At 51.3% G+C, this 17,640-nt stretch carries 32 protein-coding genes; 1 reads left to right on the top strand and 31 read right to left on the bottom strand.

Annotated features, from left to right (window positions below):
- Positions 1-4 precede the first annotated feature (4 nt).
- The 21 genes from rplO to rpsJ form a co-directional block, all read right to left on the bottom strand.
- Positions 5-439 carry a 50S ribosomal protein L15 gene (gene rplO, locus GKC68_RS02720; RefSeq protein ID WP_009087579.1) on the bottom strand — a complete coding sequence of 145 codons (435 nt, stop codon included), beginning with the start codon at positions 437-439 and terminating at the stop codon, positions 5-7.
- 3 nt (positions 440-442) lie between these two features.
- A complete protein-coding gene (gene rpmD / locus GKC68_RS02715) occupies positions 443-622 on the bottom strand; it encodes a 50S ribosomal protein L30 (protein WP_003850166.1) in 180 nt (59 codons plus the stop codon).
- A gap of 5 nt (positions 623-627) precedes the next feature.
- On the bottom strand, positions 628-1,128 hold the full coding sequence (rpsE, locus tag GKC68_RS02710; RefSeq protein ID WP_006120595.1) for a 30S ribosomal protein S5: 501 nt from the start codon (positions 1,126-1,128) through the stop codon (positions 628-630).
- Between the two features lie 14 nt (positions 1,129-1,142).
- Positions 1,143-1,496, bottom strand: coding sequence for a 50S ribosomal protein L18 (gene rplR, locus GKC68_RS02705; protein ID WP_003850163.1), 354 nt, complete (start codon positions 1,494-1,496; stop codon positions 1,143-1,145).
- Between the two features lie 9 nt (positions 1,497-1,505).
- Positions 1,506-2,039: a 50S ribosomal protein L6 gene (gene rplF / locus GKC68_RS02700; protein WP_013027464.1), complete on the bottom strand. Its 534-nt coding sequence runs from the start codon at positions 2,037-2,039 to the stop codon at positions 1,506-1,508.
- Between the two features lie 13 nt (positions 2,040-2,052).
- Positions 2,053-2,445 (bottom strand): 30S ribosomal protein S8, encoded by a 393-nt coding sequence (rpsH, locus tag GKC68_RS02695; protein ID WP_006120593.1) that lies wholly within the window; start codon positions 2,443-2,445, stop codon positions 2,053-2,055.
- Positions 2,446-2,477: 32 nt separating this feature from the next.
- On the bottom strand, positions 2,478-2,783 hold the full coding sequence (gene rpsN / locus GKC68_RS02690; RefSeq protein WP_006120592.1) for a 30S ribosomal protein S14: 306 nt from the start codon (positions 2,781-2,783) through the stop codon (positions 2,478-2,480).
- Between the two features lie 14 nt (positions 2,784-2,797).
- A complete protein-coding gene (gene rplE / locus GKC68_RS02685; protein ID WP_006120591.1) occupies positions 2,798-3,337 on the bottom strand; it encodes a 50S ribosomal protein L5 in 540 nt (179 codons plus the stop codon).
- Positions 3,338-3,351: 14 nt separating this feature from the next.
- Positions 3,352-3,666: a 50S ribosomal protein L24 gene (gene rplX, locus GKC68_RS02680; RefSeq protein ID WP_003850150.1), complete on the bottom strand. Its 315-nt coding sequence runs from the start codon at positions 3,664-3,666 to the stop codon at positions 3,352-3,354.
- Between the two features lie 10 nt (positions 3,667-3,676).
- Complete coding sequence (gene rplN / locus GKC68_RS02675) at positions 3,677-4,048, bottom strand: 50S ribosomal protein L14 (RefSeq protein WP_006120590.1); 372 nt, start codon at positions 4,046-4,048, stop codon at positions 3,677-3,679.
- Positions 4,049-4,216: 168 nt separating this feature from the next.
- Positions 4,217-4,471 (bottom strand): 30S ribosomal protein S17, encoded by a 255-nt coding sequence (rpsQ, locus tag GKC68_RS02670; protein WP_006120589.1) that lies wholly within the window; start codon positions 4,469-4,471, stop codon positions 4,217-4,219.
- A complete protein-coding gene (gene rpmC / locus GKC68_RS02665; protein ID WP_006120588.1) occupies positions 4,471-4,662 on the bottom strand; it encodes a 50S ribosomal protein L29 in 192 nt (63 codons plus the stop codon). Before rpmC ends, rpsQ begins: the two co-directional genes overlap by 1 nt.
- Positions 4,662-5,072, bottom strand: coding sequence for a 50S ribosomal protein L16 (gene rplP / locus GKC68_RS02660; RefSeq protein WP_002438716.1), 411 nt, complete (start codon positions 5,070-5,072; stop codon positions 4,662-4,664). The genes rpmC and rplP overlap by 1 nt, the downstream gene beginning before the upstream one ends.
- Before the next feature lie 11 nt (positions 5,073-5,083).
- Positions 5,084-5,782, bottom strand: a complete 699-nt coding sequence (rpsC, locus tag GKC68_RS02655) for a 30S ribosomal protein S3 (protein ID WP_006120587.1) — start codon at positions 5,780-5,782, stop codon at positions 5,084-5,086.
- A 17-nt stretch (positions 5,783-5,799) separates the two neighbouring features.
- Positions 5,800-6,132 carry a 50S ribosomal protein L22 gene (gene rplV / locus GKC68_RS02650; RefSeq protein WP_002919773.1) on the bottom strand — a complete coding sequence of 111 codons (333 nt, stop codon included), beginning with the start codon at positions 6,130-6,132 and terminating at the stop codon, positions 5,800-5,802.
- Positions 6,133-6,145: 13 nt separating this feature from the next.
- The gene (rpsS, locus tag GKC68_RS02645; protein ID WP_001138115.1) at positions 6,146-6,424 is read right to left on the bottom strand and encodes a 30S ribosomal protein S19; all 279 of its coding nucleotides are present in this window, start codon (positions 6,422-6,424) and stop codon (positions 6,146-6,148) included.
- A 16-nt stretch (positions 6,425-6,440) separates the two neighbouring features.
- A complete protein-coding gene (rplB, locus tag GKC68_RS02640; RefSeq protein ID WP_006120586.1) occupies positions 6,441-7,262 on the bottom strand; it encodes a 50S ribosomal protein L2 in 822 nt (273 codons plus the stop codon).
- Positions 7,263-7,279: 17 nt separating this feature from the next.
- Complete coding sequence (gene rplW / locus GKC68_RS02635) at positions 7,280-7,582, bottom strand: 50S ribosomal protein L23 (RefSeq protein WP_006120585.1); 303 nt, start codon at positions 7,580-7,582, stop codon at positions 7,280-7,282.
- A complete protein-coding gene (rplD, locus tag GKC68_RS02630; protein ID WP_006120584.1) occupies positions 7,579-8,184 on the bottom strand; it encodes a 50S ribosomal protein L4 in 606 nt (201 codons plus the stop codon). Before rplD ends, rplW begins: the two co-directional genes overlap by 4 nt.
- Before the next feature lie 10 nt (positions 8,185-8,194).
- On the bottom strand, positions 8,195-8,824 hold the full coding sequence (gene rplC, locus GKC68_RS02625) for a 50S ribosomal protein L3 (protein ID WP_006120583.1): 630 nt from the start codon (positions 8,822-8,824) through the stop codon (positions 8,195-8,197).
- A gap of 32 nt (positions 8,825-8,856) precedes the next feature.
- Complete coding sequence (gene rpsJ / locus GKC68_RS02620; RefSeq protein ID WP_006120582.1) at positions 8,857-9,168, bottom strand: 30S ribosomal protein S10; 312 nt, start codon at positions 9,166-9,168, stop codon at positions 8,857-8,859.
- Positions 9,169-9,568: 400 nt separating this feature from the next.
- Here rpsJ and GKC68_RS02615 point away from each other — a divergent pair, with 400 nt between their 5' ends.
- Positions 9,569-10,342, top strand: a complete 774-nt coding sequence (locus GKC68_RS02615) for an A24 family peptidase (RefSeq protein ID WP_342656558.1) — start codon at positions 9,569-9,571, stop codon at positions 10,340-10,342.
- Here the strand turns inward: GKC68_RS02615 and bfr are convergent.
- The 10 genes from bfr to GKC68_RS02565 all read right to left on the bottom strand — a co-directional run bounded on the left by bfr (position 10,329) and on the right by GKC68_RS02565 (position 17,578).
- Positions 10,329-10,802 carry a bacterioferritin gene (gene bfr, locus GKC68_RS02610; protein ID WP_014604871.1) on the bottom strand — a complete coding sequence of 158 codons (474 nt, stop codon included), beginning with the start codon at positions 10,800-10,802 and terminating at the stop codon, positions 10,329-10,331. The genes GKC68_RS02615 and bfr overlap by 14 nt on opposite strands.
- Before the next feature lie 106 nt (positions 10,803-10,908).
- Positions 10,909-11,103 (bottom strand): bacterioferritin-associated ferredoxin, encoded by a 195-nt coding sequence (bfd, locus tag GKC68_RS02605; protein WP_028722843.1) that lies wholly within the window; start codon positions 11,101-11,103, stop codon positions 10,909-10,911.
- Positions 11,104-11,282: 179 nt separating this feature from the next.
- A complete protein-coding gene (gene tuf, locus GKC68_RS02600; RefSeq protein ID WP_013027471.1) occupies positions 11,283-12,467 on the bottom strand; it encodes an elongation factor Tu in 1,185 nt (394 codons plus the stop codon).
- A gap of 68 nt (positions 12,468-12,535) precedes the next feature.
- The gene (fusA, locus tag GKC68_RS02595) at positions 12,536-14,650 is read right to left on the bottom strand and encodes an elongation factor G (protein ID WP_028724362.1); all 2,115 of its coding nucleotides are present in this window, start codon (positions 14,648-14,650) and stop codon (positions 12,536-12,538) included.
- A 93-nt stretch (positions 14,651-14,743) separates the two neighbouring features.
- Positions 14,744-15,214, bottom strand: coding sequence for a 30S ribosomal protein S7 (rpsG, locus tag GKC68_RS02590; protein ID WP_006120576.1), 471 nt, complete (start codon positions 15,212-15,214; stop codon positions 14,744-14,746).
- 96 nt (positions 15,215-15,310) lie between these two features.
- Positions 15,311-15,685 carry a 30S ribosomal protein S12 gene (rpsL, locus tag GKC68_RS02585; protein WP_006120575.1) on the bottom strand — a complete coding sequence of 125 codons (375 nt, stop codon included), beginning with the start codon at positions 15,683-15,685 and terminating at the stop codon, positions 15,311-15,313.
- A gap of 128 nt (positions 15,686-15,813) precedes the next feature.
- Positions 15,814-16,101: a sulfurtransferase complex subunit TusB gene (gene tusB, locus GKC68_RS02580; RefSeq protein ID WP_064365847.1), complete on the bottom strand. Its 288-nt coding sequence runs from the start codon at positions 16,099-16,101 to the stop codon at positions 15,814-15,816.
- 9 nt (positions 16,102-16,110) lie between these two features.
- A complete protein-coding gene (gene tusC / locus GKC68_RS02575) occupies positions 16,111-16,470 on the bottom strand; it encodes a sulfurtransferase complex subunit TusC (protein WP_064365846.1) in 360 nt (119 codons plus the stop codon).
- Entirely contained in the window at positions 16,470-16,856 is a 387-nt protein-coding gene (gene tusD, locus GKC68_RS02570; RefSeq protein WP_064365845.1) for a sulfurtransferase complex subunit TusD, read from the bottom strand. The genes tusC and tusD overlap by 1 nt, the downstream gene beginning before the upstream one ends.
- Positions 16,856-17,578 (bottom strand): transcriptional regulator, encoded by a 723-nt coding sequence (locus tag GKC68_RS02565; RefSeq protein WP_014604869.1) that lies wholly within the window; start codon positions 17,576-17,578, stop codon positions 16,856-16,858. The genes tusD and GKC68_RS02565 overlap by 1 nt, the downstream gene beginning before the upstream one ends.
- Positions 17,579-17,640 lie beyond the last annotated feature (62 nt).

Genomic DNA, 17,640 nt, shown 5'->3' with positions numbered 1-17,640 from the left:
CTACTTATTCCTCGATTTTACCGCCAGCAGCTTCGATTGCAGCACGAGCACCTTTGGTGACACGCAGGCCGCGAACCGTTACCGGTGCAGAAACTTCACCAGACAGAATGACTTTAACGAATTCAATCTGGACACCGACAATGTTGGCTGCTTTCAGCGCGTTCAGGTCGACAATACCGCCTTCAACTTTCGCCAGATCAGACAGACGAATCTCTGTGGTGATCATTGCTTTGCGAGAGGTGAAACCGAACTTCGGCAGACGACGGTACAGAGGCATCTGACCACCTTCGAAACCGCGACGTACGCCACCGCCAGAACGTGAGTTCTGACCTTTGTGACCACGACCACCGGTTTTTCCGAGGCCAGAACCGATACCACGACCCAGACGCTTGGTAGCGTGCTTAGACCCTTCGGCCGGAGACAGAGTATTTAAACGCATCTCTTACTCCTCCACTTTAACCATGTAGGAAACCGCGTTGACCATACCGCGTACTGCTGGCGTGTCTTCACGCTCTACGGTATGACCAATACGACGCAGACCCAGGCCAACCAGAGTGGCTTTATGCTTAGGCAAGCGGCCGATTGAACTACGGGTTTGAGTGATTTTAATAGTCTTAGCCATCGTGATTACCCCAGAATTTCTTCAACGGATTTACCACGCTTAGCAGCGACCATTTCCGGAGACTTCATATTGCCCAGGCCGTCGATAGTTGCACGAACCACGTTAATCGGGTTAGTAGAACCATAGGCTTTTGCCAGAACGTTATGTACTCCAGCGACTTCCAGAACGGCGCGCATTGCACCACCGGCGATGATACCGGTACCTTCGGAAGCCGGCTGCATGAACACACGGGACCCAGTGTGCGCACCTTTAACAGGGTGCTGCAGGGTGCCGTTGATCAGCGCGACATTAACCATGTTGCGACGGGCTTTCTCCATCGCTTTCTGGATCGCTGCTGGAACTTCACGCGCTTTACCGTAACCAAAACCAACGCGACCGTTACCATCACCCACTACAGTCAGTGCGGTGAAGGAGAAAATACGACCACCTTTTACAGTTTTAGATACACGGTTTACCGCGATCAGTTTTTCCTGCAGTTCGCCAGCTTGTTTCTCGATGTGTGCCATCTTAGACCTCTACCTTAGAACTGAAGGCCAGCTTCACGGGCAGCATCTGCCAGTGCCTGGACGCGACCATGATATTGGAAACCGGAACGGTCGAAAGAAACACCAGTGATGCCTTTTTCGATTGCGCGTTCTGCAATAGCTTTACCTACAGCAGCAGCGGCTTCTTTATTACCGGTATACTTCAGTTGTTCAGTGATAGCTTTTTCTACAGTAGAAGCAGCAACCAGAACTTCGGAACCGTTCGGGGCGATTACCTGTGCGTAAATGTGACGCGGGGTACGATGTACCACCAGGCGAGTAGCACCCAGCTCTTTGAGCTTGCGACGTGCACGGGTCGCACGACGGATACGAGCAGATTTCTTATCCATAGTGTTACCTTACTTCTTCTTAGCCTCTTTGGTACGCACGACTTCGTCGGCGTAACGGACACCCTTGCCTTTATAAGGCTCAGGACGACGGTAGGCGCGCAAGTCAGCTGCAACCTGGCCGATCACCTGCTTATCAGCGCCTTTCAGCACGATTTCAGTCTGAGTCGGACACTCTGCAGTGATACCCGCGGGCAGCTGGTGATCAACTGGATGAGAAAAGCCCAGAGACAGGTTAACTACGTTGCCTTTAACGGCAGCACGATAACCAACACCAACCAGCTGCAGCTTCTTAGTGAAGCCTTCGGTAACACCGATAACCATTGCGTTCAGCAGCGCGCGAGAAGTACCCGCCTGCGCCCAGCCGTCAACGAAGCCTTCGCGCGGAGCGAAAGTCAGAGCGTTGTCAGCATGCTTAACTTCAACAGCATCATTGATAGTACGAGTCAGCTCGCCGTTTTTACCTTTAATCGAAATTACCTGACCGTTGAGTTTTACCTCTACGCCGGCAGGAATAACGACAGGTGCTTTAGCAACACGAGACATTTTATTCCTCCGATTACGCTACGTAGCAGATAATTTCGCCACCAAGACCAGCCTGGCGCGCTGCACGATCAGTCATAACACCTTTCGATGTAGAAATGACAGCGATACCCATACCAGCCATTACCTTTGGCAGCTCATCTTTTTTCTTATAGATGCGCAGGCCGGGACGGCTTACTCGCTGAATGCTTTCCACAACCGCTTTACCCTGGAAATACTTAAGAGTCAGTTCCAGTTCCAGCTTGGTGTCGCCTTCGATTTTAAAATCTTCAATAAAGCCTTCTTCCTTCAGCACGTTGGCAATTGCCAATTTCAGCTTGGAGGAGGGCATGGTGACCGCAACTTTGTTCGCGGCCTGACCGTTACGGATACGGGTCAGCATATCCGCGATCGGATCTTGCATGCTCATCTGTGTTACTCCCGTGATTCAATTGGTGACAATTACCAGCTAGCCTTTTTCAGACCCGGGATTTCACCGCGCATGGCGGCTTCACGGACCTTGATACGGCTCAACCCAAACTTCCGCAGGAAACCGTGCGGACGACCTGTTTGACGGCAGCGGTTACGCTGACGTGAAGGGCTGGAATCACGCGGCAGACTCTGCAGCTTGAGAACGGCATCCCAACGGTCTTCGTCGGAAGCGTTCACATCAGAAATGATCGCTTTCAGTTCAGCGCGTTTTGCGAAGAATTTGTCTGCTAATTTCACACGCTTAACTTCGCGTGCTTTCATAGATTGCTTAGCCATTAAGTAACCCTACCTTACTTACGGAACGGGAAGTCAAAGGCAGCCAGCAGAGCACGGCCTTCATCATCAGATTTCGCAGTAGTGGTAATGGTAATATCCAAACCACGAACGCGATCGACTTTGTCGTAGTCGATTTCTGGGAAGATGATCTGCTCACGTACACCCATGCTGTAGTTGCCACGACCATCGAATGACTTAGCGGACAAGCCACGGAAGTCACGGATACGCGGTACAGCAATGGTGATCAGACGCTCAAAGAACTCCCACATGCGTTCGCCACGCAGAGTTACTTTACAGCCGATCGGATAGCCCTGACGGATTTTGAAGCCTGCAACTGATTTGCGTGCTTTGGTGATCAACGGTTTTTGACCGGAGATTGCTGCCAGGTCAGCTGCTGCGTTATCCAGCAGTTTCTTGTCAGCGATCGCTTCACCAACACCCATGTTCAGGGTGATCTTCTCGACCCGAGGGACTTGCATGACAGAATTGTAGCCGAACTCAGACATGAGTTTCTGGACTACCTCGTCTTTGTAGTAATCATGCAGTTTCGCCATCGTACTACTCCAAATTACTTGATAGTTTCGCTATTAGACTTGAAGAAACGGACTTTTTTGCCGTCTTCGAATCTAAAGCCTACACGGTCAGCCTTACCGGTTGCCGCATTGAAGAGAGCAACGTTAGAAACCTGAATAGCAGCTTCTTTTTCAACGATGCCACCTGGTTGGTTCAGAGCCGGAACAGGCTTCTGATGTTTCTTAACCAGGTTGATACCTTCAACGATGACCTTGCCAGAAGACAGGACGTTCTTAACTTTACCGCGCTTACCTTTATCTTTACCGGTTAACACGATAACTTCGTCGTTACGACGGATTTTAGCTGCCATTGTTCGCTCCTTAGAGTACTTCTGGTGCCAGAGAGATAATTTTCATGAACTTTTCAGTACGAAGTTCACGAGTTACCGGCCCAAAAATACGCGTACCGATAGGCTGCTCACTGTTATTGTTTAAAATAACGCATGCATTACCATCGAAGCGAATGACAGAACCGTCCGGGCGACGAACACCCTTCCTGGTGCGCACCACTACCGCCTTCAGGACATCACCTTTTTTAACTTTACCACGTGGAATTGCTTCCTTGATGGTAACTTTAATGATGTCGCCGACGCCTGCGTAGCGACGGTGCGAGCCACCCAGAACCTTGATACACATTACGCGACGTGCACCGGAGTTGTCGGCGACGTTCAGCATAGTCTGTTCTTGGATCATTTCAGTGCTCCGCTAATGTCAACTACTACTTCGGGACCTAGACCTCAGGTCGATTGAAAGCCCCATAATTGAGGGCGCGGCATTATAACACCGGTTCTCGCAGATGGGTAGAAAAAATGAACGGCTCTTGCGAGCCGTTCATTCGATTTTTAAAGAGGGCAGATTCTATTACAGAATTGCTTTCTCTACAACGCGAACCAGCGTCCAGGACTTAGTCTTGGACAGTGGACGGCATTCGCGGATTTCTACCACGTCACCGATTCCACATTCGTTGTTCTCGTCATGGATGTGCAGCTTAGTCGTACGCTTAATGAATTTTCCATAAATTGGATGCTTCACGAAACGCTCGATAGCAACAACCGCAGATTTCTGCATTTTGTCACTAACAACACGACCCTGCAGAGTACGGATTTTATCGGTCATTACGAACCCGCCTTCTCAGTCAGTAAAGTCTTAACGCGCGCAACATCACGGCGAACCTGCTTCAGCAGATGAGACTGCTGCAGTTGGCCAGATGCTGCCTGCATGCGCAGGTTAAATTGCTCACGCAGCAGATTAAGCAGCTCAGTGTTCAGCTCTTCAACGCTTTTTTCACGCAGCTCTGTTGCTTTCATTACATCACCGTCTTAGTTACAAAGGTGGTTTTGATAGGCAGTTTTGCTGCTGCCAGCTTGAATGCTTCACGGGCCAGCTCTTCTGGTACGCCGTCCATTTCATACAGGACTTTACCAGGCTGGATCAGGGCAACCCAATACTCGACGTTACCCTTACCTTTACCCATACGCACTTCCAGCGGCTTCTCGGTGATCGGTTTGTCCGGGAATACACGGATCCAGATCTTACCTTGACGCTTAACTGCACGGGTCATAGCACGACGTGCTGCTTCGATCTGACGGGCAGTCAGACGACCACGGCCAACAGCTTTCAGACCGAAAGTCCCGAAGCTAACATCCGTACCCTGCGCCAGACCACGGTTGCGGCCTTTGTGCACTTTACGGAATTTCGTACGCTTTGGTTGTAACATAGCGACTCTCCTTACTTACGGCCTTTACGCTGCTGCTTTTTAGGTTGAGCAGCCGGTTCCGGTTGTTCAACAGCAGCCATACCACCCAGGATCTCGCCTTTGAAGATCCATACCTTAACGCCGATTACACCATAAGTGGTGTGCGCTTCAGAGGTGTTGTAGTCAATGTCAGCACGCAGAGTGTGCAACGGCACGCGACCTTCACGGTACCATTCGGTACGTGCGATCTCGGCGCCGCCCAGACGGCCGCTAACTTCAACTTTGATACCCTTCGCGCCCAGACGCATGGCGTTCTGAACCGCACGCTTCATAGCACGACGGAACATCACACGACGCTCCAGCTGTGAAGTGATGCTGTCAGCAACCAGTTTTGCGTCCAGTTCCGGTTTACGGACTTCGGCGATATTGATCTGTGCAGGCACGCCAGCGATTTTCGCGACGACCGTGCGCAGTTTTTCTACGTCTTCACCTTTCTTACCGATCACGATGCCAGGACGAGCGGTGTGAATGGTCACACGGATGCTCTTAGCCGGACGCTCGATAACGATACGAGATACAGACGCCTTAGCCAGTTCCTTAGTCAGGTACTGACGTACTTTAAAGTCGCTGTCCAGGTTGTCAGCGAATTCTTTGGTGTTCGCAAACCAGGTAGAGTTCCATGGTTTTACAATACCCAGGCGAATACCATTAGGATGTACTTTCTGACCCATTGCTAGTCTCCAGAGTCTCAGCGATCGGACACAACCACAGTAATGTGGCTGGTGCGCTTCAGGATGCGATCTGCACGACCTTTTGCACGCGGCATAATGCGCTTCATGCTTGGGCCTTCGTCGACGAAAATTTTCGCGACTTTCAGATCGTCGATATCAGCGCCATCGTTGTGTTCAGCGTTAGCAATGGCAGATTCCAGAACTTTCTTGACCAGTACAGCCGCTTTTTTGTTGGTGTAGGTCAAAATGTCCAGTGCCTGCGACACTTTCTTACCGCGGATCAGGTCAGCAACAAGGCGAACCTTCTGAGCAGAAGAACGAGCGTGGCGATGTTGAGCTAAAGTTTCCATCTCTTCCTCCTACTTATTTCTTCTTGGCTTTTTTATCAGCCGCGTGACCGCGATAAGTACGTGTCGGCGCGAATTCACCCAGTTTGTGACCAACCATTTCGTCGGAAACAAAGACAGGAACGTGCTGACGACCATTATGGACAGCGATGGTCAAACCGATCATGTTAGGAAAGATCGTTGAACGACGGGACCAAGTGCGCAAAGGCTTCTTGTCACCGCTTTCCACCGCTTTCTCTACCTTCTTCAGCAAGTGCAGGTCAATAAAAGGACCTTTCTTGAGAGAACGTGGCATGGCTTATCCTCTAATATTATTTGCTACGGCGACGTACGATAAACTTATCGGTACGCTTGTTGCTACGGGTCTTCTTACCTTTGGTCTGAACGCCCCACGGGGTTACCGGGTGCTTACCAAAGTTACGACCTTCACCACCACCGTGCGGGTGATCTACTGGGTTCATCGCGGTACCACGAACGGTCGGACGAACACCACGCCAACGGGTTGCACCGGCTTTACCCAGAACGCGCAGCATATGCTCAGCGTTGCCGACTTCGCCCAGAGTCGCGCGGCAGTCAGCTTCGACTTTACGCATTTCACCTGAACGCAGACGCAGGGTAACGTAGGAACCTTCACGCGCAACGATCTGCACGTAAGCACCGGCTGAGCGAGCAATCTGACCGCCTTTGCCTGGTTTCATTTCTACGTTGTGAACGGTAGAACCCACCGGGATGTTACGCATCGGCAGTGTGTTACCTGCTTTGATCGCAGCATCAACGCCAGATTGGATCTGGTCGCCGGCTTTCAGGCCTTTAGGGGCCAGGATGTAACGGCGTTCGCCGTCTTTGTACAGAACCAGTGCGATGTTCGCAGAGCGGTTCGGATCGTACTCAAGACGTTCAACGGTTGCCGGGATACCATCTTTGTTGCGTTTGAAGTCAACCAGACGGTAAGCCTGCTTATGACCACCACCGATGTGACGGGTAGTGATGCGACCGTTGTTGTTGCGGCCACCGGATTTGCTGTTTTTTTCCAGCAATGGAGCAAACGGCTTGCCCTTGTGCAACTCTGGGTTCACCACTTTAACGACGTGGCGACGACCCGGAGATGTCGGTTTACATTTAACAACTGCCATTGTCTTTCTCCTCCGACTTACTCAGCGCCGCCGACGAAGTCCAGATTCTGGCCTTCCTTCAGGGTGACGTAAGCTTTTTTCCAGTCGCTACGACGACCGATACGCTGTCCGTGACGCTTAACTTTACCTTTAACTACCAGGGTGTTTACGTCTTTAACTTCTACTTCGAACAGCTTCTCAACAGCAGCAACGATCTCTGCTTTAGTCGCGTCTTTAGCTACTTTGAGTACGATGGTGTTGGTTTTTTCCATCGCGCTAGATGCCTTTTCAGATACGTGCGGCGCGCGCAGTACTTTCAGCAGACGTTCTTCACGGATCATGCCAGCATCTCCTCAACTTGCTTAACTGCATCAGCAGTCATAACGACTTTGTCGAAGGCGATCAGGCTAACTGGGTCGATACCCGCTGCATCACGCACGTCAACCTTGTACAGGTTACGCGCAGCCAGGAACAGATTTTCATCCAGTTCGCCGGTGATGATCAGCACGTCTTCCAGCGCCATGTCTTTCAGCTTCTGTGCCAGCAACTTGGTTTTCGGTGCTTCAACAGAGAACTGCTCGACAACGATCAGACGATCTTGACGTACCAGTTCGGACAGGATGCTTTTCAGCGCGCCGCGGTACATCTTTTTGTTTACTTTTTGACTGTGGTCTTGTGGCTTAGCAGCAAAGGTCACGCCACCTGAACGCCAGATCGGGCTCTTTACAGAACCTGAACGCGCACGGCCGGTGCCTTTCTGACGCCAAGGCTTTTTGCCTGAACCGGTTACTTCAGCGCGAGTTTTCTGCGCGCGAGTACCCTGGCGGGCGCCTGATGCGTAAGCAACAACAACCTGGTGAACCAGCGCTTCGTTGAAATCACGACCGAAGGTAGTTTCGGAAACAGTCAGCGCGCTCTGCGCGTCTTTCAATACTAATTCCATTGCTATCCCCTTACGCCTTCACAGCTGGTTTAACGATCAGGTCGCTACCGGTAGCACCGGGAACTGCACCTTTAACCAGCAGCAGGTTGCGCTCAGCGTCAACACGTACTACGTCCAGGCTCTGAACAGTTACGCGCTCATTACCCAGCTGACCTGCCATTTTCTTGCCTTTGAACACTTTGCCCGGAGTCTGGTTCTGACCGATAGAACCCGGAACGCGGTGAGACAAGGAGTTACCGTGGGTAGCGTCCTGGGTACGGAAGTTCCAGCGCTTAACGGTACCTGCGAAACCTTTACCTTTAGAGGTGCCAGTTACGTCTACTTTTTTAACGTCAGCGAAAATTTCAACGCTGATGCTCTGACCTACAGAATACTCATCACCTTCAGCGGTGCGGAATTCCCACAGGCCACGGCCAGCTTCAACGCCAGCTTTAGCAAAATGACCAGCTTCAGGTTTGGTCACACGGTTTGCTTTTTTAGCACCGGTGGTAACCTGAATTGCCTGGTAACCATCGTTTTCCAGGCCTTTGACCTGAGTAACGCGGTTCGCTTCAACTTCGATTACGGTTACTGGGATAGAAACGCCATCTTCAGTGAAGATGCGGGTCATACCCACTTTTTTACCGACTAAACCAATCATTGTTTCAACCTCTCAATCGCTCGATGACCTGATTAACCCAGGCTGATCTGCACGTCAACACCGGCAGCCAGGTCCAGACGCATCAGAGCATCAACGGTTTTTTCAGTTGGCTCAACGATGTCTACCAGACGCTTGTGAGTGCGAATTTCGTACTGATCACGCGCATCTTTGTTAACGTGCGGAGAGATCAGAACGGTAAAGCGCTCTTTGCGGGTTGGCAGCGGGATCGGACCACGTACCTGCGCACCAGTGCGCTTGGCAGTCTCGACGATTTCCGCGGTTGATTGATCGATCAGACGATGATCAAACGCTTTAAGACGGATACGGATTCTTTGGTTCGACATGAGACCAAGGCTCCAAACATTTTATAGACGAAAAAAATTACTACTCGAACCCATTACGATTGATGGGAGAGTGTAATCGTTCAGCATATAACTCCACAGTTGGGAGTATTGTCAGACGGCCCAACATACTGCCGTCTGCGATTCAGCTCGAATCGCGCCTACCAATATCGGTAGGCCCGCGCATTATACGTATATTTGCTCAGGAAGCAACCCATGTCAGGAATTTGCCGGTGAAAAGTGCAAACTGATGTACTGGCACAGCCCGCACAAAATGATGAATAAGAGATGTAAAGCCGCAATTTCTCTGTGAGGAACGCTCCACTCTGCTCTTCTTGCCCGCGACGTCAGATGGCCCTTCCGCCAGGCTGGAGCGACATGTCAGTTCATTTGAGGCAATACGGTGCTTATCATCCTGTTGACTGTTACGGCCCTTGGCGCCGCCCTGGGTAGCACTCTTGCCCTGGCCTGCCAACGTTACTCACCCACGGCGTCAACGTCCGACTGGTTTCGCGCACTGTGGACGCCACCTTCGCAATGCATGCTTTGCCGGGCCCCCGTCCTGTGGCGCGATAAAATCCCCATAATTAGCTGGCTGTGTCTTCAGGGGCGCTGTCGTGCCTGTGGCCAGGCTATCGGCGTGCTGCCACTGCTGTTTGAGCTGACGGGCGCCCTGCTTTGCCTGATGCTGCTGATCGTGTTTAACGCGTGCCCCCTCACCGCAGCATTTATCCTGGTGGCGTCCTGCCTGCTTCTGTTACTTGCGGTTATCGACCAGCGCCACTTCCTGCTGCCGGATGTGCTGACGGGCGCTTTACTCTGGCTGGGACTGTCGCGCTTCTTTTTCGCTGCGCCGCTCTCTGTCACCTCGGCAGTCGGCGGTGCCGTCGCAGGTTACGGTTCACTCTGGCTACTGGCCTGGCTGTATCGTCAGATAAAGCATCAAGAGGGATTGGGTAACGGCGATATCAAACTCTTTGCCGCACTGGGCATATGGTGTGGTTGGCAGGCTCTGCCGTGGATTGCCTTAATAGCCAGTGTGTCAGCCCTGCTTGCCTTTGCGGTCAGGGGCATTATCCACAAGCGCTTGTATATGAACAGCCCGCTTCCTTTTGGCCCTTTTCTGGCCGCCGCGGGCTGGGGAATGATCGTCCTGCAAAGCCTCATTCGTCTCTGATTTGCGCCTGAAGATAGTTTTGAATGCCCATTTTTTTGATCAGATCGAGTTCGGTCTCGATCCAGTCGATATGGTGCTCTTCGTCCGCAAGGATTTCGATCATCATATCCCGACTGACGTAGTCATGAATTTTGTCGGCATACGCTATCGCTTCGCGCAGATCTTTTGCGCCTTCAAGTTCAAGGTTAAGATCGGACTGCAGCATCTCTTCCACATCCTCTCCGACCCTGAGTCGTCCCAGATCCTGCAGATTTGGAATGCCTTCAAGAAACAGAATGCGTTCAATGTATTTGTCCGCATGCTTCATTTCATCAATGGATTCGTGGTACTCAACGTCATTAAGACGCATCAGCCCCCAGTTTTTGAACATCCGCGCATGGAGAAAATACTGATTAATCGCAACCAGTTCATTTCCTAACAATTTATTGAGATGACTTATGATTTTCGCATCGCCCTTCATTTCACTTCCTCCGCTCATGTTTATTTGAGCGTAGATGCGGTTAAAAAGAAGTCAAAAAAACGCGATGAAAGTTGTGGGTATTATCAAGTCAGCAGCGTCTGGGCGTTTACGCGATTTCTTTATATAGCGGAACGTGCTGCATCTCTTCATCCATAATCGCGCGGGCATCCCGAATACATTTTCCACATTGCTTTCCCACGGGCACGATTTGGCGAAGCTGCTGAATAGATTTCGGCTGGTAGCGGCGCACGACTTCACGGAGGGTCTTATCACTAATGGCATTACACAGACAGACGTACATTTCTTTATCACTCAGTCTATTTCGTGCACACAGTGTAAATGCGAATCGTTTTTATTTCAAACCTACCCTTTGTAGGGAAAACGCTCAGGTAGCCTGTTTAAGCCCAAAAAAAAGAGAGCACCAAAGTGCTCTCTTCTGTCTTGCGGTGACCGCTTACGCGGCCACATCAGATATCACAATTAAGCGATAACTTTAGCAACAACGCCCGCGCCAACGGTACGGCCACCTTCGCGGATTGCGAAGCGCAGACCTTCGTCCATTGCGATTGGGTGAATCAGGGTAACAACCATTTTGATGTTGTCGCCTGGCATAACCATTTCAACGCCTTCTGGCAGCTCTACTGAACCGGTCACGTCTGTGGTACGGAAGTAGAACTGTGGACGGTAGCCCTTGAAGAACGGAGTATGGCGGCCACCTTCGTCTTTAGACAGAACGTAAACTTCTGACTCGAACTTGGTGTGTGGCTTGATTGAGCCTGGCTTCGCCAGAACCTGACCACGCTGGATGTCTTCACGCTTGATACCGCGCAGCAGAACACCACAGTTTTCGCCTGCCTGACCCTGGTCCAGCAGTTTACGGAACATTTCAACACCGGTACAGGTTGATTTCGCAGTATCTTTGATACCCACGATTTCAACTTCGTCGCCGACTTTAACGATACCGCGCTCTACACGACCGGTTACAACAGTACCACGGCCAGAGATTGAGAAGACGTCTTCGATTGGCAGCAGGAACGGCATATCGATTGCACGTACTGGATCCGGGATGTAGTTATCCAGGTGACCAGCCAGCTCAACGATCTTCTCTTCCCACTCTGGGTTGCCTTCCAGCGCTTTCAGGGCTGAACCGCGAACGATTGGAGTATCGTCGCCCGGGAAGTCGTACTGTGACAGCAGGTCACGAACTTCCATCTCAACCAGTTCCAGCAGCTCTTCGTCATCAACCATGTCACACTTGTTCAGGAACACGATGATGTAAGGAACGCCTACCTGACGACCCAGCAGGATGTGCTCACGAGTCTGAGGCATTGGGCCGTCAGTCGCAGCAACAACCAGGATCGCGCCGTCCATCTGCGCAGCACCGGTGATCATGTTTTTAACATAGTCGGCGTGGCCTGGGCAGTCTACGTGTGCGTAGTGGCGAGACGGGGTTTCATACTCAACGTGTGCAGTGTTGATGGTGATACCACGTGCTTTTTCTTCAGGGGTGCTGTCGATCTGATCGAACGCACGTGCCTGGCCGCCGTTGGTTTTAGCCAGAACGGTGGTGATCGCTGCAGTCAGGGTGGTTTTACCGTGGTCAACGTGACCGATGGTTCCCACGTTTACGTGCAGTTTGTTACGTTGAAATTGCTCTTTCGCCATGGCGATATTCCTTACGTTATGCCTTCATCACTCTGGATGAAGGCATCAGTTCAAATTTAAACCGTAGCTTATTTGCTACGAGCTTCAATAACGGCCTGCGCAACGTTGCTCGGTGCGTCGTCATACTTCAGGAACTCCATGGAGTACGAAGCACGACCTTTGGTCAGAGAGCGCAGCTGAGTTGCATATCCGAACATTTCAGACAGCGGAACTTCAGCGTGGATCTGAACGCCAGTAGCGTTAGATTCCTGCCCTTTGAGCATACCACGACGACGGCTAAGGTCACCGATTACGTCACCGGTGTTCTCTTCTGGGGTTTCAACTTCAACCTTCATGATAGGCTCAAGCAGAACAGGCTGCGCTTTCTTAAAGCCATCTTTAAAGGCAATAGACGCGGCCAGTTTAAACGCCAGTTCAGAGGAGTCAACGTCATGGTAAGAACCGAAGTGCAGACGAACACCCAGATCCACAACCGGATAACCTGCCAGTGGGCCTGATTTCAACTGCTCCTGGATACCTTTATCAACGGCTGGGATGAATTCACCAGGAATTACACCACCTTTGATATCGTTGACAAATTCGTAACCTTTCGGGTTCGAACCTGGCTCCAGTGGGTACATGTCGATAACAACATGACCGTACTGACCACGACCACCAGACTGCTTGGCGTGTTTACCTTCGATACCGGTGACTTTAGAGCGGATAGCTTCACGGTAAGCAACCTGTGGTTTACCCACGTTTGCTTCAACGTTGAATTCACGCTTCATACGGTCAACGATGATATCGAGGTGAAGTTCACCCATACCCGCGATGATAGTCTGGTTAGACTCTTCGTCAGTCCATACGCGGAATGACGGGTCTTCTTTCGCCAGACGACCCAGAGCCAGACCCATTTTTTCCTGGTCAGCTTTGGTTTTCGGCTCAACGGCGATAGAAATTACCGGCTCAGGGAATTCCATACGCTCAAGGATGATGACGTTATCTGGGTCACACAGGGTGTCACCTGTCGTCACGTCCTTCAGGCCGATCGCTGCTGCGATATCGCCCGCACGAACTTCTTTGATTTCTTCACGCTTGTTGGCGTGCATCTGAACGATACGGCCCAGACGCTCACGGTTTGACTTAACCGGGTTGAATACGGTATCACCCGTGTTAACCACACCAGAGTAAACGCGGAAGAAGGTCAGGTTACCTACAAACGGGTCGGTAGCGATTTTAAACGCCAGAGCAGCAAACGGCTCTTTGTCATCGGAATGACGCTCAGCCGGCGTGTCTTTACCGTCGTCCAGGATACCGTTGATCGCGGTAACGTCAGTCGGTGCCGGCAGGTATTCAACAACCGCATCCAGCATCGCCTGAACACCTTTGTTCTTAAATGCAGAACCACAGGTCACCAGGATGATTTCGTTTTTCAGAACGCGCTTACGCAGAGAAGTTTTGATCTCTTCTTCTGTCAGCTCTTCACCGCCGAAGAATTTCTCCATCAGCTCGTCAGAACCTTCAGCTGCGGCTTCAACCAGTTTCGCACGCCATTCTTCAGCCAGTTCCTGCATGTTGGCTGGAATGTCTTCGTATACGAAGGTCACGCCCTGGTCTTCATCGTTCCAGTTGATCGCTTTCATTTTCACCAGGTCAACAACACCGGTGAAGCTGTCTTCTGCGCCGATAGCCAGCTGAAGTGGGACTGGGTTTGCACCCAGACGCGCTTTCATCTGGTCAACAACTTTCAGGAAGTTAGCACCCATGCGGTCCATTTTGTTAACGAACGCGATGCGTGGAACTTTATATTTGTTAGCCTGGCGCCATACGGTTTCAGACTGTGGCTGAACACCACCAACTGCACAGTAAACCATTACTGCGCCATCAAGCACACGCATAGAACGCTCAACTTCGATGGTGAAGTCAACGTGTCCCGGGGTGTCGATGATGTTTACGTGGTGCGGTTCAAACTGCTTAGCCATACCAGACCAGTAGCAAGTAGTCGCAGCTGACGTGATGGTAATACCACGTTCCTGCTCCTGCTCCATCCAGTCCATGGTTGCTGCGCCGTCATGAACTTCACCGATTTTGTGGTTTACACCGGTGTAGAACAGAACACGTTCGGTAGTGGTAGTCTTACCGGCGTCGATGTGCGCACTGATACCGATGTTACGGTAGCGCTCAATGGGTGTTTTACGAGCCATTTGATTCCTCTGTTTCTTAGACGTTCTAAGTTAATAAAGCCCAGCAGGTAAGCCACTGGGACGCCCGCTGGGTTAATAACACCTACGCAGCTGTTACCAGCGGTAGTGAGCGAACGCCTTGTTGGCTTCAGCCATACGGTGAACGTCTTCACGTTTCTTCACTGCAGTACCTTTGTTTTCTGCAGCATCAGAAAGTTCGTTCGCCAGGCGTAAAGCCATAGATTTATCACCGCGTTTACGAGCAGCTTCTACGATCCAACGCATTGCCAGGGCATTACGACGAACCGGACGGACTTCAACTGGAACCTGGTAGGTTGAACCACCAACGCGACGTGACTTAACTTCGACAGTCGGACGTACGTTTTCGAGAGCAACCTCGAAAGCTTCCAGGCCATCTTTACCAGCACGTTGAGCCAGGGTCTCAAGCGCGGTATAGACGATAGATTCAGCAGTAGATTTTTTACCATCTACCATCAGGATGTTTACAAATTTAGCCAGCAGCTCTGATCCGAACTTAGGATCCGGCAGAATTTTACGCTGACCAATGACGCGACGACGTGGCATGGAAATACTCCGTTGTTAATTCAGGATTGTCCAAAACTCTACGAGTTTAGTTTGACATTTAAGTTAAAACGTTTGGCCTTACTTAACGGAGAACCATTAAGCCTTTGGCTTCTTCACGCCGTACTTGGAGCGTGACTGCTTACGGTCTTTAACACCTGAGCAGTCCAGCGCGCCACGAACGGTGTGGTAACGCACACCTGGCAGGTCTTTAACACGACCGCCACGGATCAGGATCACGGAGTGTTCCTGCAGGTTATGACCTTCACCACCGATGTAGGAGGTAACTTCAAAACCGTTAGTCAAACGCACACGGCAAACTTTACGCAGTGCTGAGTTTGGTTTTTTAGGAGTGGTGGTGTACACACGGGTACAAACGCCACGTTTCTGCGGGCAAGCTTCCAGCGCCGGCACGTTGCTCTTTGCAACTTTGCGGACGCGTGGTTTGCGAACCAGCTGGTTAACTGTTGCCATTAAATAGCTCCTGGGATTTAGCTTTTTGCTTCGTAAACACGTAATAAATCACCTCGTAGAATTACGAGGAGGCAGAATTTTAGGGCTGTGTCAAAAGGGTGTCAAGAAATAACCAGGGGGTTAACGAATTACCAGGCCATTTGTTGTCGATGTTTTACCGTTAACGCAACGAAGAAAGTATAGTCTACTGGCTGCACAATGGGAGAAATTTGCGTTCTCAACCCACGGGCGAGCACATCTTCTTCAAGTGCCCAGAGTGTCGCCCCAGAGGCGCGAAGCCGTTCCAGCGCCCTGCTTCCCTCAATCGCCGCAAGTACGCCATCCTGCAGCATGAGCAGGTCATCGTCCGGACAGAGTAGCAAGGTGAGGCTTTCAATATCGCTGTAAGCCGGTGAATGCAATAACGTATGCAACATGGGGCGCTCTTAAAAAGTCAAAATACGGTCGTAGTCTGCAAGTGTCTGCCGCAGAGCGGATGCATCCAGAACCTCGGCATCTAACATGCGCGGCGCATTTTCCGTTAAACCGCGCGTCCTCAGCGACTCTCTGCACAGGTAGCACCGGTCAATATCATACAGCGACAGCACGCCAAAGGTCGCGGCGTAATGACGGCTGAGAATTTTTTCTGGCTGTTGTTCACTGTTGAGTTGCAAAACACCATCACCAATAAAAAACAGACCGATATCGTCACTCAGCGCGCCAGTAGCCAGCGCCGCATCCAGCCCTTCGCGTCCCGCACTGCTGCCATGCGGCGCACGAGTGAATACAAATGCGATACGATTCATCAGAACTGCACCAGCCGCTCGCAGCGCAGTGATGCTTCCGCCAGCGCCCCTAATCCCGCCAGGGTAAAACCAGGCTGAAGGTTCGCGCCTGGCAGTGCCAGCCTTGACGCTTCCCGTGAATCTGTTACACCACGCCGGAGTGCCGCCGCCACACAAATATTCAGTGCCACGCCTTGTGTCTGATTCAGGATTTGCCAGGCACGCACCAAATCAAACTCATCACTGGCGGGCGCAGTCAGCTGATTGGCGTTCAGCACGCCCTCCCGATAAAAAAAGACACTTTCCAGCTGATGCCCCGCCGCCAGCAACGCGTTGGCAAACAGCAAGGCGCTGGTCGCCTGCTGCGTGCCATAAGCCGGTCCCGTCACTAACAACGCATAGCGCATTAGCGATCCTGCCCCTGAAAGTCGCCATTTTTAAACTGACGGATGTACAGATACACGGTGTGTTTAGAAATATTTAAGCGGTCCGCCACCTGATTAATCGCGTCCTTGATGTCAAAAATACCTTTCTCATACAGGTTCAATACGATCTGACGATTCTTGGCATTATTAGAAACGTTGCGATCGGCGCTCACCTCTTCAATAGTAAATTCCAGGGTTTGCATCACCAGGTCGTCTACCGAACTGGCGAAGTTGACGTTAGAGTCAACCTGATGCATCTCAGGCGGAAGAAAGGTCGACATAATCTGCGAAAACGGAACATCAAGGTTCATATTGATACACAGCAGCCCAATCACCCGCTGCTGTCGGTTACGAATCGCGATGGTCACTGACTTCATCAGCACGCCACTTTTCGCGCGGGTAAAGTAGGCGCGGGAAACATTGCTGTCTGCACCCTGCATATCGTGCAGCATGCGCAGCGCTAAATCCGTAATGGGCGATCCCACTTTACGCCCTGTGTGCTCGCCGTTAGCAATGCGCACGGCCGAACAGTTCAAATCCTCCAGTGAGTGAAGGACGATTTCGCAATGCGAGCCAATCAACATGGCAAGGCCATCTACGACGGCCTCATACGACTTTAGAATATCGTAATCAGTTTGCTCGAACGGATGCTGCTCCAGAAGATCGAAGTCGCTCAGTTCACCGGGATTGAATGGATTAGACATTGAAGACATCACCCTACATGGCTGGAGCCTGTCTCAGCGGCTTACGGGCAGACTCAATATTG

The sequence above is a fragment of the Pantoea sp. RSPAM1 genome (assembly GCF_038816185.1).
GTDB lineage: Bacteria > Pseudomonadota > Gammaproteobacteria > Enterobacterales > Enterobacteriaceae > Pantoea > Pantoea ananatis.
This window is presented reverse-complemented; position numbering and strand designations above follow the sequence as displayed.

Excerpts from the sequence above, each read along its gene's own strand:
- bfd (WP_028722843.1), bottom strand. The coding sequence starts at position 11,103 with ATGTACGTCTGTCTGTGTAATGCCATTAGTGATAAGACCCTCCGTGAA.
- rplP (WP_002438716.1), bottom strand. The coding sequence starts at position 5,072 with ATGTTACAACCAAAGCGTACGAAATTCCGTAAAGTGCACAAAGGCCGC.
- rpsN (WP_006120592.1), bottom strand. The coding sequence starts at position 2,783 with ATGGCTAAGCAATCTATGAAAGCACGCGAAGTTAAGCGTGTGAAATTA.
- fusA (WP_028724362.1), bottom strand. The coding sequence starts at position 14,650 with ATGGCTCGTAAAACACCCATTGAGCGCTACCGTAACATCGGTATCAGT.
- rplR (WP_003850163.1), bottom strand. The coding sequence starts at position 1,496 with ATGGATAAGAAATCTGCTCGTATCCGTCGTGCGACCCGTGCACGTCGC.
- rplW (WP_006120585.1), bottom strand. The coding sequence starts at position 7,582 with ATGATCCGTGAAGAACGTCTGCTGAAAGTACTGCGCGCGCCGCACGTA.
- rplD (WP_006120584.1), bottom strand. The coding sequence starts at position 8,184 with ATGGAATTAGTATTGAAAGACGCGCAGAGCGCGCTGACTGTTTCCGAA.
- rpsH (WP_006120593.1), bottom strand. The coding sequence starts at position 2,445 with ATGAGCATGCAAGATCCGATCGCGGATATGCTGACCCGTATCCGTAAC.
- rplB (WP_006120586.1), bottom strand. The coding sequence starts at position 7,262 with ATGGCAGTTGTTAAATGTAAACCGACATCTCCGGGTCGTCGCCACGTC.
- rpsE (WP_006120595.1), bottom strand. The coding sequence starts at position 1,128 with ATGGCACACATCGAGAAACAAGCTGGCGAACTGCAGGAAAAACTGATC.
- rpmD (WP_003850166.1), bottom strand. The coding sequence starts at position 622 with ATGGCTAAGACTATTAAAATCACTCAAACCCGTAGTTCAATCGGCCGC.
- rpsC (WP_006120587.1), bottom strand. The coding sequence starts at position 5,782 with ATGGGTCAGAAAGTACATCCTAATGGTATTCGCCTGGGTATTGTAAAA.
- rplX (WP_003850150.1), bottom strand. The coding sequence starts at position 3,666 with ATGGCAGCTAAAATCCGTCGTAACGACGAAGTTATCGTGTTAACCGGT.
- rplN (WP_006120590.1), bottom strand. The coding sequence starts at position 4,048 with ATGATCCAAGAACAGACTATGCTGAACGTCGCCGACAACTCCGGTGCA.
- rpsG (WP_006120576.1), bottom strand. The coding sequence starts at position 15,214 with ATGCCACGTCGTCGCGTCATTGGTCAGCGTAAAATTCTGCCGGATCCT.
- bfr (WP_014604871.1), bottom strand. The coding sequence starts at position 10,802 with ATGAAGGGCGATGCGAAAATCATAAGTCATCTCAATAAATTGTTAGGA.
- rpsS (WP_001138115.1), bottom strand. The coding sequence starts at position 6,424 with ATGCCACGTTCTCTCAAGAAAGGTCCTTTTATTGACCTGCACTTGCTG.
- rpsQ (WP_006120589.1), bottom strand. The coding sequence starts at position 4,471 with ATGACCGATAAAATCCGTACTCTGCAGGGTCGTGTTGTTAGTGACAAA.
- rpmC (WP_006120588.1), bottom strand. The coding sequence starts at position 4,662 with ATGAAAGCAACAGAGCTGCGTGAAAAAAGCGTTGAAGAGCTGAACACT.
- rplF (WP_013027464.1), bottom strand. The coding sequence starts at position 2,039 with ATGTCTCGTGTTGCTAAAGCACCTGTCGTTATTCCTGCCGGCGTAGAG.
- rpsJ (WP_006120582.1), bottom strand. The coding sequence starts at position 9,168 with ATGTCGAACCAAAGAATCCGTATCCGTCTTAAAGCGTTTGATCATCGT.
- tuf (WP_013027471.1), bottom strand. The coding sequence starts at position 12,467 with ATGGCGAAAGAGCAATTTCAACGTAACAAACTGCACGTAAACGTGGGA.
- rplC (WP_006120583.1), bottom strand. The coding sequence starts at position 8,824 with ATGATTGGTTTAGTCGGTAAAAAAGTGGGTATGACCCGCATCTTCACT.
- rplE (WP_006120591.1), bottom strand. The coding sequence starts at position 3,337 with ATGGCGAAACTGCATGATTACTACAAAGACGAGGTAGTCCAGAAACTC.
- rpsL (WP_006120575.1), bottom strand. The coding sequence starts at position 15,685 with ATGGCAACAGTTAACCAGCTGGTTCGCAAACCACGCGTCCGCAAAGTT.
- rplV (WP_002919773.1), bottom strand. The coding sequence starts at position 6,132 with ATGGAAACTTTAGCTCAACATCGCCACGCTCGTTCTTCTGCTCAGAAG.
- tusB (WP_064365847.1), bottom strand. The coding sequence starts at position 16,101 with ATGTTGCATACGTTATTGCATTCACCGGCTTACAGCGATATTGAAAGC.
- GKC68_RS02565 (WP_014604869.1), bottom strand. The coding sequence starts at position 17,578 with ATGTCTAATCCATTCAATCCCGGTGAACTGAGCGACTTCGATCTTCTG.
- rplO (WP_009087579.1), bottom strand. The coding sequence starts at position 439 with ATGCGTTTAAATACTCTGTCTCCGGCCGAAGGGTCTAAGCACGCTACC.
- tusC (WP_064365846.1), bottom strand. The coding sequence starts at position 16,470 with ATGAATCGTATCGCATTTGTATTCACTCGTGCGCCGCATGGCAGCAGT.
- tusD (WP_064365845.1), bottom strand. The coding sequence starts at position 16,856 with ATGCGCTATGCGTTGTTAGTGACGGGACCGGCTTATGGCACGCAGCAG.